This is a genomic window from Longirhabdus pacifica (assembly GCF_004115085.1).
GTDB classification, from domain to species: Bacteria; Bacillota; Bacilli; order Paenibacillales; family DSM-105158; genus Longirhabdus; species Longirhabdus pacifica.
The window spans coordinates 141847-157538 of the sequence record NZ_QXJP01000003.1; the positions used below are offsets into that span (position 1 = coordinate 141847).

14 protein-coding genes are annotated in these 15692 nt (G+C 38.2%); 2 read left to right on the forward strand and 12 right to left on the reverse strand.

The genetic code is table 11. The annotated features are described in order from the left end of the window. Positions 1-13 precede the first annotated feature (13 nt). The 8 genes from hslU to sucC all read right to left on the reverse strand — a co-directional run bounded on the left by hslU (position 14) and on the right by sucC (position 10152). Complete coding sequence (gene hslU, locus D1Z92_RS03385; protein ID WP_128894249.1) at positions 14-1411, reverse strand: ATP-dependent protease ATPase subunit HslU; 1398 nt, start codon at positions 1409-1411, stop codon at positions 14-16. 18 nt (positions 1412-1429) lie between these two features. Continuing rightward, complete coding sequence (gene hslV, locus D1Z92_RS03390; RefSeq protein ID WP_128894250.1) at positions 1430-1972, reverse strand: ATP-dependent protease subunit HslV; 543 nt, start codon at positions 1970-1972, stop codon at positions 1430-1432. Between the two features lie 15 nt (positions 1973-1987). After that, positions 1988-2875 carry a tyrosine recombinase XerC gene (xerC, locus tag D1Z92_RS03395; RefSeq protein WP_128894251.1) on the reverse strand — a complete coding sequence of 296 codons (888 nt, stop codon included), beginning with the start codon at positions 2873-2875 and terminating at the stop codon, positions 1988-1990. A 346-nt stretch (positions 2876-3221) separates the two neighbouring features. Beyond that, complete coding sequence (trmFO, locus tag D1Z92_RS03400; protein ID WP_128894252.1) at positions 3222-4532, reverse strand: methylenetetrahydrofolate--tRNA-(uracil(54)-C(5))-methyltransferase (FADH(2)-oxidizing) TrmFO; 1311 nt, start codon at positions 4530-4532, stop codon at positions 3222-3224. Between the two features lie 140 nt (positions 4533-4672). Beyond that, on the reverse strand, positions 4673-6754 hold the full coding sequence (gene topA / locus D1Z92_RS03405; protein WP_128894253.1) for a type I DNA topoisomerase: 2082 nt from the start codon (positions 6752-6754) through the stop codon (positions 4673-4675). A 21-nt stretch (positions 6755-6775) separates the two neighbouring features. Then, positions 6776-7870, reverse strand: a complete 1095-nt coding sequence (gene dprA / locus D1Z92_RS03410; protein ID WP_128894254.1) for a DNA-processing protein DprA — start codon at positions 7868-7870, stop codon at positions 6776-6778. A 168-nt stretch (positions 7871-8038) separates the two neighbouring features. Beyond that, positions 8039-8971, reverse strand: a complete 933-nt coding sequence (sucD, locus tag D1Z92_RS03415) for a succinate--CoA ligase subunit alpha (RefSeq protein WP_128894255.1) — start codon at positions 8969-8971, stop codon at positions 8039-8041. Positions 8972-8991: 20 nt separating this feature from the next. Further along, entirely contained in the window at positions 8992-10152 is a 1161-nt protein-coding gene (gene sucC, locus D1Z92_RS03420) for an ADP-forming succinate--CoA ligase subunit beta (RefSeq protein ID WP_128894256.1), read from the reverse strand. A gap of 444 nt (positions 10153-10596) precedes the next feature. Here sucC and D1Z92_RS03425 point away from each other — a divergent pair, with 444 nt between their 5' ends. Continuing rightward, the gene (locus D1Z92_RS03425; RefSeq protein ID WP_128894257.1) at positions 10597-12126 is read left to right on the forward strand and encodes a YifB family Mg chelatase-like AAA ATPase; all 1530 of its coding nucleotides are present in this window, start codon (positions 10597-10599) and stop codon (positions 12124-12126) included. A gap of 113 nt (positions 12127-12239) precedes the next feature. After that, the gene (locus tag D1Z92_RS03430; protein WP_370741197.1) at positions 12240-12419 is read left to right on the forward strand and encodes a DUF2524 domain-containing protein; all 180 of its coding nucleotides are present in this window, start codon (positions 12240-12242) and stop codon (positions 12417-12419) included. Positions 12420-12422: 3 nt separating this feature from the next. Here D1Z92_RS03430 and D1Z92_RS03435 read toward each other — a convergent pair whose 3' ends face one another. The 4 genes from D1Z92_RS03435 to rnhB form a co-directional block, all read right to left on the reverse strand. Next, on the reverse strand, positions 12423-12815 hold the full coding sequence (locus D1Z92_RS03435) for a YraN family protein (RefSeq protein WP_128894258.1): 393 nt from the start codon (positions 12813-12815) through the stop codon (positions 12423-12425). A 55-nt stretch (positions 12816-12870) separates the two neighbouring features. Further along, the gene (locus D1Z92_RS03440) at positions 12871-13176 is read right to left on the reverse strand and encodes an EscU/YscU/HrcU family type III secretion system export apparatus switch protein (protein ID WP_128894259.1); all 306 of its coding nucleotides are present in this window, start codon (positions 13174-13176) and stop codon (positions 12871-12873) included. After that, entirely contained in the window at positions 13173-14849 is a 1677-nt protein-coding gene (locus D1Z92_RS03445; RefSeq protein WP_128894260.1) for a TP0910 N-terminal domain-containing protein, read from the reverse strand. Before D1Z92_RS03445 ends, D1Z92_RS03440 begins: the two co-directional genes overlap by 4 nt. Positions 14850-15007: 158 nt before the next feature. Next, positions 15008-15616 carry a ribonuclease HII gene (gene rnhB / locus D1Z92_RS03450; protein ID WP_128894360.1) on the reverse strand — a complete coding sequence of 203 codons (609 nt, stop codon included), beginning with the start codon at positions 15614-15616 and terminating at the stop codon, positions 15008-15010. Positions 15617-15692 lie beyond the last annotated feature (76 nt).

Here is a 15692-nt window from a genome sequence, read left to right on the forward strand (position 1 = left end):
CCTCCTGAGTTTCTTATAAGATGTATTGGCTTAAGTCTTTGTTTTTAGCAATGGTTTCTAGCTTTTCTCTTACGTATTCTGGCGTAATCGTGAAGACATCTAACGTGATTTCAGGTGCTTCGTAAGATAAGTCTTCTAATAATTTTTCCAGTATGGTGTGTAATCTCCTTGCCCCTATATTGTCCATATTCTGATTTACATCAACGGCCATAGCAGCAATTTCTTCTATCGATTCTTCCGAAAATTCAACTTTGAATCCTTCTGTCTCCAGTAAAGCAGTATACTGCTTTGTTAAAGCGTTTTTAGGTTCTTTCAAGATAGCTATAAAATCATTTTTCCCTAAATTATCTAATTCCACACGTATTGGAAATCTTCCCTGCATCTCTGGAATCAGATCAGATGGTTTAGAGAAGTGAAAAGCACCAGCCGCAATAAATAAAATATAATCTGTTTTAATAGGGCCATATTTCGTCATGACCGTACTTCCCTCTACAATAGGGAGGATATCACGCTGCACGCCTTCTCTGGACACATCTGGGCTTCCTCCACGGTCTGCACGGGCGATTTTGTCGATCTCATCAATAAAGATAATCCCATGCTGTTCCGCAAGATGAACTGCTTCTTGCATGACTTCGTCCATATCAATCAATTTATGTGCTTCTTCTTGGGTCAATGCCTTCCGTGCATCAGCAATCGACAGCTTACGTTTTTTCATTTTTTTAGGCATCATATTGCCAAGTAATTCTTGCATATTGAGCCCAACCTGCTCGTTACCTTGTCCAGAGAACATTTCTAACATAGAAGGTGAATGGTCTTCAACTTCAATCTCAATCACCGTATCTTCTAATTCACCTTGTTGCAATTTCTCTTTCATCTGCTTTCTTTTTTCTGCTTTATTTAATTTTACTTCCTCTTCTTCTGGTTCTTCATTTTGTTCTTGATTGCCGAAAATCATTTCCAGAGGGTTTTTCATATTTTTTTTCTTCTGGGTAGAAGGTACTAAAATATGCACAATCCTCTCATTAGCTAATTCCAAAGCTTGCTCTTTTACTTCTTCGGTTTTTAAGTTCTTTACCATTCTAATCGAAGTTTCCACCAAATCGCGAACCATAGATTCTACATCACGACCTACATAACCTACTTCCGTAAATTTTGTCGCTTCCACTTTTGCAAATGGTGCTTGCACTAATTTCGCCAGTCTCCTTGCAATTTCTGTCTTTCCAACACCCGTTGGACCGATCATTAGTATATTTTTAGGTACAATCTCGTCTTTTAGATTGTCTTCCAATAAACTTCTACGATGACGATTTCGAAGTGCAACAGCTACGGCTTTTTTGGCCATGTGCTGACCAATAATATATTTATCAAGCTCTTTTACAATGGCTTTCGGTGTCAATGATTTATTATCCAAAACATTTACCTCCTTCGTTTACACCTCTTCAACTATAATTTGATCATTTGTAAACACGCAGATTTCAGCAGCAATATGCAATGCATTTTCCGCCATTTCTTTTGCAGTTAAATCTTTTCCGTGTCTCTTTAATGCTCTTGCAGCAGATAAAGCAAAATTACCACCAGACCCAATCGCTAATATCCCATCATCAGGTTCAATGACTTCCCCATTACCGGATACAAGCAACAAATGATCTGTATCCATCACAAGCAGCATCGCTTCTAATTTTCGTAGTACGCGGTCAGACCTCCACTCTTTAGCTAGTTCTACTGCTGCACGTTGAAGCTGACCATGATGTGCCTCTAATTTTGCTTCGAACTTTTCGAATAAGGTAATAGCATCAGCTACTGAACCAGCAAAGCCAGCTACCACCTTACCATTATGTAGTCTTCTCACTTTTTTCGCTTTATTTTTCATCACCATGCTGTTACCGAATGTCACTTGTCCATCCCCAGCAATAGCACCTTTACCATCATGATGTACAGCACAGATCGTCGTTGCGTGAAATGTTTGCTCCATCTTTGTTACCCCTTTCTAAGCCCTTGGATGTGACTTATTGTATATCGATTGCAAATGATCCCTAGTTACATGAGTGTATATCTGAGTTGTAGATAAATTTGCATGTCCCAGTAATTCTTGAACTGTTCGTAAATCAGCCCCAGCTTCTAATAAATGGGTGGCAAAAGAGTGTCTAAATGTATGAGGGCTCACTTTTTTTTGCATTGCAGACTTGGTTATATATTTATCAATAATACGTCGAATACTTCTATCACTCAAACGTGTACCTCGTAAATTTAAAAAAAGTGCAACTTCTTCAACATTTTTAACTATTTTTGACCTAGCATGCTTCAAATAACATTCCAACGAAGCAATGGCATACTCACCAATGGGCACATATCTTTCTTTTGCGCCTTTACCAAAAACCAGTGCAAGACCAGCAGTAAAATCTATATCCCTGATGTTGAGATTAGCACATTCGCTTACTCGCATACCACTAGCATACAGTAACTCTAATATAGCTGCATCTCTAATCCCCATATTTTGGTTAGTATCAACACTATTCAACAATTTTTTCATTTCATCGACATATAGGAACGAAGGAAGCTTGGTCTCTCCTTTAGGTCCCTTAACAAATTGAAATGGATTTTGTTCGACAAAGTCATTTTTTTCTAAAAATACAAAAAATGATCTTAGGGATGATAGTTTTCTGGAAATTGTTTTTTTTGCATATTGCAGCTCATTAAGCTTTGTTAAAAACATTCGAATATGAAAATACGTAACTTCAGCAAAGTGATGAATATGTTGCTCTTTGAGAAATGCCTCAAATTGATTCAAATCGTTTAAATAGTTTTTAACTGTATGGTGTGACGCATTTCTTAGCACCTGCAATTCGATTTTATATTGATCGATAATGGTTTTCATGTACTCACCTCAATGGTATCAAAGGCATACGAAATTATGTTAACACATTCCCAAAACACATTACAAGTGTGAGAATAGGAAAAAATAAGTATAATGGTTATTTTTTACATATGTATGATGAAAAAAAAAGACCTTGTTAAGGCTATGACTTTTACAAATATAATACACCACATCTTTAACATTATTCGAAATAAAAGATGAAGAAACCCTTCTACAAAAAAGCTTTACGTCAAAAATGAGGTATACACTTATCATAAAGGTTCTTCATCTTATCATTACAAAAATATATTTCTTATTTTTTATTTTATCAACTAAATATTTATAAAATTCATACCATTGTCACATTTCAAATTTCATCTAACATTTGCTTTAGTGAAGTAATGGAGCGCTCTGCGATTTTCTCATTCTTTTCTTTTTTCTTTCTAATTCTAGTTTCTAATGGTGGGAGTAAGCCAAAATTTATGTTCATTGGCTGGAAGTTTTTAAACTCCGCATGCGTAATATAATAGGCTAAACTTCCTAAAGCTGTCTCTCGAGGGAAAACAATTTTTTCCTTATCCATCTGTTGACGATATGCCTGTATACCTGCCATAAGACCTGATGCAGCAGATTCTACGTAACCTTCTACACCTGTCATTTGTCCTGCAAAAAAGATACGTGGCTGTTCTTTTAATTGGAATGATTCATTTAGCAGTTTAGGTGAGTTAATAAAAGTGTTGCGATGCATGACTCCGTATCTCACAATTTCTGCTTCTTCTAAACCAGGGATAAGAGAAAAAACTCTTTTTTGCTCTCCCCACTTGAGATGAGTTTGAAACCCAACCATATTGTATAACGTTCCCGCTGCATTATCTTGTCGTAATTGAATGACAGCATGTGGTTGTTTACCTGTTGCAGGATCAATTAAACCTACAGGTTTCATGGGACCAAACAATACAGTCTGCTTTCCACGCTTTGCCATCACTTCTATTGGCATGCACCCTTCGAAGTATACTTCTTTTTCGAATTCTTTAAGCGGTGTGACTTCAGCGTGAATTAATGCATCATAAAATGCATCAAATTGTTCTTCGTTCATTGGACAATTTAAGTAAGCAGCCTCCCCTTTATCATAGCGAGAAGCTAAGAACACCTTGTCCATGTCAATGGATTCTTTTTGAATAATAGGAGCTGCTGCATCGTAAAAGTATAAGTATTCTTCTCCCATAATTTCGTTTAAATTTTGAGATAAGGATGGCGATGTGAGTGGACCAGTTGCGACAATAACCGTTTCCTCACTAGGAATATGCGTGACTTCTTCATTCACAAACTGGATGTTAGGATGATTGGTTAACCGCTCGGTTATCGCTCCTGAGAAAGACTCCCTATCTACTGCTAGTGCACCACCTGCTGGTACAGCGTGATCATCTGCACACTGAATAATTAATGAATCCATCATGCGCATTTCTTCTTTAATGAGTCCGACTGCATTTGTAATTTGATTTGCGCGAAGGGAATTACTGCATACTAGCTCTGCAAAAAATGAAGTGTGATGCGCAGGTGTTTGCTTCACCGGGCGCATTTCAATTAATTTCACTTTAATTCCCCGCTTCGCTAACTGCCAAGCTGCTTCTGATCCAGCCAATCCAGCTCCGATGACTGTGACTTGATGTTCCTTCATGGTGTTGTTTCCCCCTTATAAATATAACATGGAATAGGTTGTCTTCATTTTTACATGAAAACAACCTATAGAGACAATTCATAACATGCTACATAAAATGATGACCTTGCTTGTAGGCAAATAAACCAATACTCTATTGTTTATTCTTGTTCGACTTCTTTTTTGTAATGACAAACGGTACATTGATGACGAGTATTTTTTTTCGTTTTCTTCTCTACCATTAATCCACCACAAGTTGGACAATCTTGTGCTATCGGTTTGTCCCAAGATACAAATTCGCATTCCGGATATTCGGTGCATCCGTAGAAAATACGTCCTTTTTTACTGCGTCGTTCCACAATACGACCTTCGTTACACGTTTTACATTTAACCCCGATATCTTTCACAATAGGTTTCGTATTTCGGCAGTCTGGGAAACCAGAACACGCTAGAAACTTTCCGAATCTGCCCATTTTATACAACATCGGTTTACCGCACTTTTCACAAACTTCATCGGAAACTTCATCTTGGATCTCGATTTCTTTCATTTCTTCCTCTGCTACCTCTAATCGTTGTTCAAAGGAAGTGTAGAATTGGTTCAGCACTTTTTTCCAGTTTTCTTCGCCTTCTTCTACGTGATCCAAATCATTTTCCATATGCGCTGTAAATTCAGCATCCAATATTTCCGGGAAAAATTCTTCCATTAATTGGTTGACGAGTTCTCCCATTTCAGTCGGCATAAACTTTTTCTCTTCTAGTGCAACGTAACCTCTTCGTTGAATGGTTTCCAATGTTGGTGCGTACGTACTTGGACGGCCGATGCCTTTTTCTTCTAATGTTTTTACTAATCTTGCTTCAGAATACCTAGGAGGTGGTTGTGTAAAATGCTGTTTCGGGTCGACTTTATGTTTTTTCAATTTGTCCCCTGTACTCATTTCTGGCAAGAACTTTTCTTCTTCTTTTTTCCCATCATCGTTACCTTCTACGTACACTTTCATATACCCAGGAAATTTCACTTTAGAACCAGCGGCTCTAAAATCAGCTTTGTCACAAGTGATATCAACGGTTAGTGTGTCCATCACCGCAGATGCCATTTGACTAGCGATAAATCTCTCCCATATGAGTTTATATAAGCGCATTTGTTCTCTCGATAAATATGGTTTCATACTCACAGGATCTCGAAGCGCAGATGTTGGTCTTATCGCCTCATGTGCATCTTGTGATTTCCCCTTACTTTTACCATATACTCTTGGTGTAGAAGGGATATATTTGTCGCCGTATTTATCCATGATAACGGTCTTTGCTTCATCTTGTGCTTGGGTAGAAATACGAGTAGAGTCTGTACGCATATACGTAATTAAACCTACCGTACCTTCTTTACCAATTTCCACTCCTTCGTAAAGCTGCTGAGCTACAGACATCGTTTTTGCAGCACGGAAATTAAGTTTTCTCGCCGCTTCCTGCTGCAATGTACTCGTAATAAATGGAGCAGATGGATGACGAAGACGCTCTTTCTCTTTTACACTTTTTACAATAAAGTCATTGGAAGCAATTAACTTCGTGATTTCCTTTACTTCTGCTTCATTTTTAAGTTCTTTCTTCTTACCATTTAAACCATAAAACTTGGCTTCAAATGTTGTATCGTTGGTTTCTAATTGAACAGTGATAGACCAATATTCTTCCGGTATGAATTGATTAATCTCGTTTTCACGATCGATAATTAATTTAACAGCAACGGACTGCACTCTACCAGCAGAAAGTCCTTTTTTCACTTTTTTCCATAACAACGGACTGATTTTATACCCTACTAAACGGTCTAAAATACGTCTAGCTTGCTGGGCATTCACTAAATCCATATCAATTTTGCGAGGTTCTTTGAACGCATCCTTCACTGCTTGTTTTGTAATCTCATTAAAAACAACTCGACAAGGTTCATTCTCCTTTAAATCCAAGTAGTGAGATAAATGCCAAGCAATCGCTTCCCCTTCTCTATCAGGGTCAGCCGCAAGATAAACTTTTTTCACTTTTTTGCGCGCATCTTTCAGTTCTTTAATGATAGAACCTTTTCCGCGTATCGTTATATACTTTGGATTAAAATCGTTTTCCACTTCTACGCCAATTTGGCTTTTGGGCAAATCTCGAATATGACCCATTGAAGCTTTAACGATATATTTTTTCCCTAAATATTTACCTATAGTCTTGGCCTTAGCCGGTGACTCCACAATGACTAGTGAATCTGCCATAGACTAGCCCCCTCATCCTTCTCAATCAACTAAAATATACATTGATCCTGGTAATTGTTTTATCTTATTTTTCATTAGTAAAGATAACAGAATTGTATGCAAATGTCCAAATTCCATTTTTGTATGTTCTATTATATAGTCAATTGATGTTATATTTTTTCCGATTAATGTACTTATTTTTTGTTCATCTTCATTAAGTAATACACGTTGTTTTTCCTGAACTTTTTCCGGGACAGTGTTTGCTTTGCTAGGTATATTTTCATACTCTGCTAAAATATCTTCGATTCCCGTAACGAGCTTGGCTCCTTGCTTAATCAATTCCATTGTCCCTTGACTTTGTTTTGCATATATTTGGCCTGGAACAGCAAACACATCTCTTGAATATTCGGCAGCATGATCGGCCGTAATTAATGATCCGCTTTTTTGTGCAGCTTCAATGACTAGTGTACCAAGAGATAATCCCGCTATAATTCTGTTTCGTTTTGGAAACAGGCCACGATGAGCTTTTGTACCAATGGGATATTCACTTAAAATAAGACCATGGTTAGCAATTTCTTTTGCCAATAATGTATGTTCTGACGGATATACCATGTCCAGTCCTGTCGCTACTACAGCAATTGTGGCCCCTTCTTTCAGCGCTGCAGCATGTGCAATTTTATCCACGCCTTTGGCTAGTCCACTGACGACTGCATAACCATGTGCTGCAATTTGGCTGGACAACCGCTCTGCTACTACTTTACCATACGTCGTACAATTTCTAGTCCCAACTACGGCTAAACCATTCATCTTTAAATATTTCAAATCCCCTTTGCAGTATAAAACCCAAGGAGGCGTGTCTATTTCTTTTAGAAGTGAGGGATACTGCTCATCAAAATAAGTCACAACATGAATGTTATGTATGTTATATTCACTGATCTTTTGTTGTAAAAAAGGTTCATTTAAATTATCTTTTATGATGACAATTTGATCACTCTTTAGTCCTATTCTTTGCAATTCTCTCTCTTCTACATGCAGCATATCGGTAAGGTTATCAAAATAGTCCACGCATTTTTTTATCGTATTCCAACCAATTCCTTTTAACTGATCTAAAACAAATATAATGTGACGATGATTCATGTGCCTCCTCCTCTCACTCCATCACTCTGACAACATTTCCATTTCTTTATAATAGCTATATCATATTCTTGGTTAACCAACCATGTCAATAGTAATAAAGAAGCAGCCTCTCATTTTATGTTGTAAAATGAATGGCTGCCTCGACTTCTACATCATGTTTTGATTATATTATTTTTTAACAATACATGATTCCAACAATCCTTTTTCTTCTAAAACGGATACCAGCGTTGCGCCCATTTCTGCAGGAGTAGGTGCGACTTTAATACCACACTGCTCCATTACTTTTATCTTTTCTGCTGCTGTACCTTTACCGCCAGAAATAATAGCACCAGCATGTCCCATACGTTTTCCTGGAGGAGCGGTTTGACCACCAATAAATCCTACTACTGGTTTGGTCATATTTTCTTTCACCCACTCTGCTGCTTCTTCTTCTGCTGTTCCGCCAATTTCACCAATCATAATGACAGCATACGTATTTGGATCTTCGTTAAACATTTTCAATACATCAGTAAATTCCATCCCTTTTACTGGGTCTCCACCAATACCTACTGCTGAAGATTGGCCAATGCCACGCGTACTTAATTGATGAACGGCTTCATAGGTGAGAGTTCCACTTCTGGAGACAACGCCAACATGTCCAGCGGTATGAATGTAACCAGGCATGATACCGATTTTACATTCATCTGGTGTAATCACGCCTGGGCAATTTGGACCAATGAGTTTGGACTTCTTACCTTCCATGTATTTGCTTACTTTGACCATATCTAATACAGGTATGCCCTCTGTAATACAAATGACAACGTCCATCTCAGCGTCTACAGCTTCCATAATGGAATCTGCTGCAAATGCAGGTGGTACATAAATAACGGATGCCGTTGCACCTGTCGTTTTCTTTGCATCCATTACCGTGTCAAATACTGGCAAGGAAACGCTTTCTCCATTCTCTAACTCTATCGTTACTTCCGTCCCACCTTTACCCGGTGTAACGCCGCCTACCATTTGTGTTCCGTAATCTAATGCGCCTTTCGTATGAAACAGCCCTGTAGCTCCAGTAATCCCTTGTGTGATCACCTTTGTATTTTTATCAATTAAAATACTCATCTCGTATCCCTCCCATTATCCTACTTGACTAATGAAACGATTTTTTGTGCACCGTCTGCCATGGAATCGGCTGCAACAATATTTAATCCAGATTCATTAAGAATGCGCTTTCCAATCTCCACGTTTGTCCCTTCTAAACGTACGACAAGTGGGCGATCCAAACTGATTTGTTTCGCTGCTTCCACCACACCATTTGCGATAACGTCACAACGCATAATACCACCAAATATGTTGACAAAAATCCCTTTTACATTCTCATCAGATAAGATGATTTTAAATGCTTCCGTTACTTTCTCTGTTGTAGCGCCGCCTCCAACGTCGAGGAAGTTTGCAGGGTCTCCACCGTAATGTTTAATGATATCCATCGTTGCCATAGCTAGGCCAGCACCATTAACCATACATCCAATATTTCCATCTAATGCGATGTAGCTTAGATCGTACTCCGATGCTTGAATTTCTTTTTCATCTTCTTCTGCCAAGTCACGTAGTTCCAAAATATCTTGATGTCTAAACAATGCGTTAGAATCGAAATTTAGTTTTGCATCCAATGCCATCACATTTCCATCGCCCGTCACGACAAGTGGATTGATTTCAGCAATGGAACAATCTTTTTCAATAAATGCATGATATAAAGAAATCATAAACTTTGCTGCTTTGTTTACGAGTGATTTAGGTATATTAATTGCATAAGCAAGTTTTTTCGCTTGAAATGGCATCAATCCAACAGCAGGATCGATAACTTCTTTGAAAATTTTCTCTGGTGTTTTTTCTGCGACTTCTTCAATTTCTGTACCGCCTTCTTCTGAAGCCATCATGACAACACGACCTGTTGCACGATCTACTACTACACCAACGTAGTATTCTTGCTTTATGTCACAACCTTGCTCTATAAGAAGTCTCTTCACTTCTTTCCCTTCGGGGCCTGTTTGATGTGTGACAAGCACTTTCCCTAACAATTCACCAGCATATGTACGAACTTCTTCCACACTTTTGGCAATTTTGACACCACCAGCTTTACCGCGACCACCAGCGTGTATTTGAGCTTTTACAACCGTGACAGATGAATTTAGCTCTTCTGCTGCTTTTACTGCTTCGTCTACTGTAAAAGCTACTCTTCCTTCTGGTACAGAAACCCCGTATTGTTTTAGGACTTCTTTACCTTGATACTCATGGATATTCATTCACACATCCTCCTAACAATATCTCAATTGATTCCAATTGGATTAAAATAAATGGATAAAACATTTTTTTGCAAAAAACGACTCATGAAAAATGTGATGGATAAACCTTTACTATTGTATCATTTTTCTTATTAACATGCCTTAAAATTTTGAAAACTAAATTAAATTCAATAGCAATTTATTACAAATTAATATATGCAGCACTTTTACTGTAAAATTTTTGTGGTGTTTTGTCTCTGTTGTAAAATACAGCTTCATCATGTACAATCAAATGAGATATAAAGATGAAGAAATGAATGAATACAAATTTTACGCCTCAGTTGACAGGCGTAAAGGTGATGAATGTAGAGAAATAAATATAAGGTAGGAATAAGGAAGCACCTTTTCCAGTCAAACGGCGTGAAACAACTTTCATTTACGCCCGACTTGAAGGAGGTTTTTTTTGTGTACACAAAGTTATTAAGCTGTTGCATACAAGGAATAGATGGTCAAATTATTGAAGTCGAAGTCGACATCAGCCCAGGATTACCTCAATTCAATATCGTTGGATTACCTGATTCTGCTGTCCGAGAATCGATAGAGAGAGTGAGAGCAGCAATTAAGAATAGTCAATTTCAATTTCCAACCCAACGTATTACCGTCAATTTAGCTCCTGCTGACTTGAAAAAAGAAGGGTCTTCTTTTGATCTAGCTATCGCAGCCGGCATTTTATTGGCAAGTAAACAAGTACAAATGGATAATCATCATCAAACGATTTTTATAGGCGAATTATCTTTAGAAGGAAGTCTTAGACCGATTAACGGCATGCTATCCATGATTCATCACATTAAAAGAAAAGGAATACGTCACATTGTACTTCCATATGGAAATTTAGAAGAAGCTTCCTTGATCTCCAATCTACAAATAGGACCTCTTACACATTTAAAACAGTTATCTTCTCCTATCGTTCCCTATGACTATCATGTCAACATAGCCGCAAGTGATAGGCACCATGAAATGAAGCATGATTATGTCGAAGTCAAAGGGCAGCATCACGTGAAAAGAGCCTTAATGATTGCGGCCGCTGGCATGCATAACATACTACTCATCGGTCCACCTGGAACAGGAAAAACGATGATGATGCGAAGACTTCCTAGCATCCTTCCCCCATTATCAGAAGAAGAATCCTTAGAAGTAACGAAAATCTACAGTGTATGCAATCAACTAAAGCATACGAATCAATTAATGACAGAAAGGCCTTTTCGCGCCCCACACCATACGATTACAGCTGCTGGATTAATTGGCGGAGGATCAACACCGAAACCAGGTGAAGTTAGCTTAGCACACTACGGTGTATTATACTTAGATGAACTTCCTGAATTCTCCAGACCAGTGCTTGAAGTCATGAGGCAACCTCTAGAGGATCATTCCATCACAATTAGCCGTGCACGAGCTTCTTATACATTCCCGACCAAGTTTATTTTAGCATGCTCGATGAATCCATGCCCATGTGGCTTCTTTGGAGCAGAAGGACAACACAAAACGTGTACATGTCATACACATAGCATTCAGAAATATCGTTCGAAAATTTCCGGACCATTACTAGATCGAATCGATATGCATGTGGAAGTACCTTGGATGAATTACGAAATGATACAGCGTGATACAAAGCCTTTAAGCTCTGTAGATATGAGGAGAATGGTACAGCAAGCTCGCTACATGCAGCAGCATCGTTATCGCTCTTTGAGAGAATGCAACTGGAATTCACAATTATACGGTAAGCAGTTAGAGCATTTCTGCGCTTTGGACAAAGAAACGCAAGCATTCATGCAGCAAGCATTTGAAAGCTTTCACCTAAGTATGCGCTCCCATGATCGGATTTTAAAATTAGGAAGAACGATTGCGGATTTAGACGGTAAGGAACACGTATCTTTGACCCATTTGGCAGAGGCAATGCAATACCGCTGCCTAGATAAAGAAGAAGGGATATTATAATAAAGAACTTTTCATCCATTTCACATTACCCTCACAACATAGAGCATAAAATGAAAGAAACAGAGTGATCCTATACGTACATGAAAATGAATATGCAAAAATGGAGGCGTGAAATGATGATCAATAATTTAGAGAGCAACTATAACTGTGCTCATGCTAATGATGATTTACCTCAGTTAAAACAAGAACTCATGATTTTAAAACATCATCATGATGGTTCAGAGGAAAGTAAAGAAAAAATAAATACAATAGAAAATCAAATTCATTTTATTGAAAATAAATGTCATATGTAAAAATTAAAATGCATGTTCTATATGCTGTAGTTCCGTTTTTTCTTTTATAATATGAATACCAATCACATCAAATCTTACTAACAAATCTTGCAAATGTTGTTGCTGCATGTAGAATTGTGCTGCTTGACGAATTTTATTTTGTTTTTTAGCATCTACAGACTCCTCCGGAGTTCCAAAATAGGGGGAGTTTGATCGTGTACGGACTTCTGTAAAAACAAGGGTGTCCCCATCTTTAGATATAATATCGATCTCAGCGAATCGACAACGCCAATTTTGCTGTAAAATGTGATGATGTTTAGAAATTAAGTAGGCAAAGGCAATCTCCTCTCCTTTTTTACCTAACTGCTGTTTGTACGCTTTATCTTTTTGATCTTTTTTCTCTTTTGAACGACCCACAACAAACCCTCCTGCTTTTACTCCTGTATTGGTATTTTGTTATTTTGTTATTTTGTTATTTTGTTGTTTTGTTGCTATGTGCTAAAAAATGCTCATCCCACTGCCCATCTACTTGGTACACAAAAGTTAAGATTTCAGCAACCATTTGATATAGCTCAGGTGGAATTTGCTTGTCAATATCCAGTGCCGATAAAACTTCTATTAACGATGCATCTTCTTGTATTGGAACGCCATGTTCCGAAGCCGTGTCAATAATTCGCTGGGCAACAAACCCTCTTCCTTTGGCAGATAAAATAGGGGCCTCTCCTTTTGCAGGATCATACGTAATGGCAGCGGCCTTTTTTACATTTTTTGTACTCATATTTTTATATCCACTCGCTTGTAGTTCATTTTGTTTGTCTCTTGCATCTGCTGTGTTAAAGGTAACGTATCTTTTTCTGAAGCTTCTTTTATATAATCAGGATATTTATCGAATTGAATAGATGATAAATGATAGCCCGATTTTTTCAATGCATCAAACAAAGGTTGTTGAAATGCTTGTGTTAACGGAGCTACAAAAGCGTGATCGTTATGCATCGTAACACTCACTATTTTATTCGTCACTTTCACATCCAAAAATGTGTTACCTAAATGGGTTAAGCAAAGATCAAACATCATTCGACAATTTTCTGCGTCTAACTCACCTTTTTGTCCTCTCCGTGAGGAAATCGTAATAGATGGATGATGATCTTCTTTCGTTTGCGGTAACGGCAGCTGCATCGTAACATGTGTAAATACACCTTGTCTGTCGGAACTCAGTAGAAGCTGCTGTCCCGTAATTTGTTGAATAAGCTGCTGCGCTGTCTCTTTTATACTAGGTGGAACGTCTTCCATTTTTACGAGCTGTAATAATGAACCTTTTAACGTTGAAACGTTTTCTAGTTGTTTCATCATCATTTCTTGATTGGCTGTCGTGACGCTCCCAGATTTAGCACCACCTTCTTTTGTAGCTAAACCGTTGTGTTCGTTCAATATTTTAGCTATGTTTTGCTCGTAATGAACGCCAAGTGCTTTCAGTAGTTGTCCCATACTTGTTTCTGTGGTAGAAGGCTGCATACCACTAGCCGCTGCGTTTCCGCTAATGTTACTTGCCGTTGCAGTGCTTGGATTTGCTTGTGCTTGTATAGCTGCTTGTTCTGATGGCTTAGATCCGCTCAACGTTGTCGTTTCCATCACAGTAGATGTTGCTTGAAAAGTTGGCATATTGGAAGGTGATACATGACTTGCTGGTGATGGTACATTTTGATTAGCCAATAGTGACTGATTTATCCCGTTTGCCCCTTGATTAGTTTGATTAGGTAAAGATGCAGAAGCATTTAGCGCTTGAAATGCCGCTGTATGTTGCATGACATGTTGTAATTGCTGTTGCAGTAGCTGTACATGCTGTCCGCTGGAAGTAGAAGTTGGCATGAACTGTTGTAATTGAGATTGCAGCGTCTGAACTTGGTTCATCATTGGCTTACCAAACAGTACTTGATGCAGTGCCGACACGCTTTGACTACTGAGTGGCATTCCTTTTTCTCTGAGCATTACTGCAGATTGAATCCATTCGTTTGTAGCAACATGAGCAGGCTTATCACTCAATATAAGAGATAACGCTGCAAATTCAGATTTTTGCATCGGTATTCCTTGTGCATGCATCATTTTAATAAGCAACTGATGTTGATTGTTCTTAGGATCAGCAGCAAATGATTCTAGCAACGAAGCTAATGTCATCGGATCTAACGTGAGTTGTTGAAACGGGACAGGTTTTAAAATCAACTGACCATGAGCAGACTGTGGCTGGACGTTTAGCCATGTTGTTTCCCCTTGTTTCAGTGGCGTTTCTAGCGTCGCTTTTACCGTCACTCCGTTCAAATCTAACAATGCTTCATTATTTGCCAGTAACTGCAATACCGTTCCTCTCACTGTTTGTCCTGCTTTTAATTCTAAGACTTTACTATCTTTCGCCCGCACATCTCCGATAAATTGTTGCACTAATTGCCCTATGTTCAAATTCATCACTTCCTTTATCGAACTATCATACTATATTGGTTACGTCATCTTATGTATAGCAATGTTATGTTTTATATCGGCAATTGTGTTGTCATTCGTGATAAATGTATAACATGAGTGGTTGTAAACACTCGTTTTCTTTAATGAAAAAAAAGTTCTTAAAATAATTCCAACTGTTCTGTGACGATGTTCGATAAGAATGTACGTCTGTGCATCGGGCTAGGTCCAAACTCCAGAATCATTTCCCGATGTTTTTTTGTCGCATATCCTTTATGCTTTGCTATATCGTATTCTGGATACAACTGCCCCCACTCATGACATAGTCGATCCCGTGTTACTTTTGCAATAATCGATGCTGCAGCGATGGAATGACTTTTCTCATCCCCTTTAATGATGCCCAACTGTGGAATATGACTATGTATCGTTTCTGCATCGATCAACAATTGATCTGGCTGAGGCGTACACTGCTCAACTGCCTTTTTCATTGCTAGTCTCGCTGCTTGTTTAATATTGATTTCATCAATCGTTGCAGCATCTACTCTGCCAACGCCAATCGCTAAGGCATGTTTTACTATTTCTTCATATAATGATTCTCTCTTTTTTTCGCTCAATTTTTTGGAGTCGTTGATGCCTTCCAATACTAATGATTGTGGCATAATAACCGCCGCGGCCACTACGTCTCCAAACAAACAACCTCTACCTACTTCATCTACTCCTGCTACATAGGTCATACCTTGTTTCCAAAACTGTTGTTCATTATCTAACATCATGACGTTTTCTATCCCTTTCTATTGCTGTACTTCATTTATTAAACCTTTTCCATTTCATTTTCGTCGCTATGAA

Excerpts from the sequence above, each read along its gene's own strand:
- hslV (WP_128894250.1), bottom strand. The coding sequence starts at position 1,972 with ATGGAGCAAACATTTCACGCAACGACGATCTGTGCTGTACATCATGAT.
- xerC (WP_128894251.1), bottom strand. The coding sequence starts at position 2,875 with ATGAAAACCATTATCGATCAATATAAAATCGAATTGCAGGTGCTAAGA.
- trmFO (WP_128894252.1), bottom strand. The coding sequence starts at position 4,532 with ATGAAGGAACATCAAGTCACAGTCATCGGAGCTGGATTGGCTGGATCA.
- topA (WP_128894253.1), bottom strand. The coding sequence starts at position 6,754 with ATGGCAGATTCACTAGTCATTGTGGAGTCACCGGCTAAGGCCAAGACT.
- dprA (WP_128894254.1), bottom strand. The coding sequence starts at position 7,870 with ATGAATCATCGTCACATTATATTTGTTTTAGATCAGTTAAAAGGAATT.
- sucD (WP_128894255.1), bottom strand. The coding sequence starts at position 8,971 with ATGAGTATTTTAATTGATAAAAATACAAAGGTGATCACACAAGGGATT.
- sucC (WP_128894256.1), bottom strand. The coding sequence starts at position 10,152 with ATGAATATCCATGAGTATCAAGGTAAAGAAGTCCTAAAACAATACGGG.
- D1Z92_RS03430 (WP_370741197.1), top strand. The coding sequence starts at position 12,240 with ATGATGATCAATAATTTAGAGAGCAACTATAACTGTGCTCATGCTAAT.
- D1Z92_RS03440 (WP_128894259.1), bottom strand. The coding sequence starts at position 13,176 with ATGAGTACAAAAAATGTAAAAAAGGCCGCTGCCATTACGTATGATCCT.
- rnhB (WP_128894360.1), bottom strand. The coding sequence starts at position 15,616 with ATGTTAGATAATGAACAACAGTTTTGGAAACAAGGTATGACCTATGTA.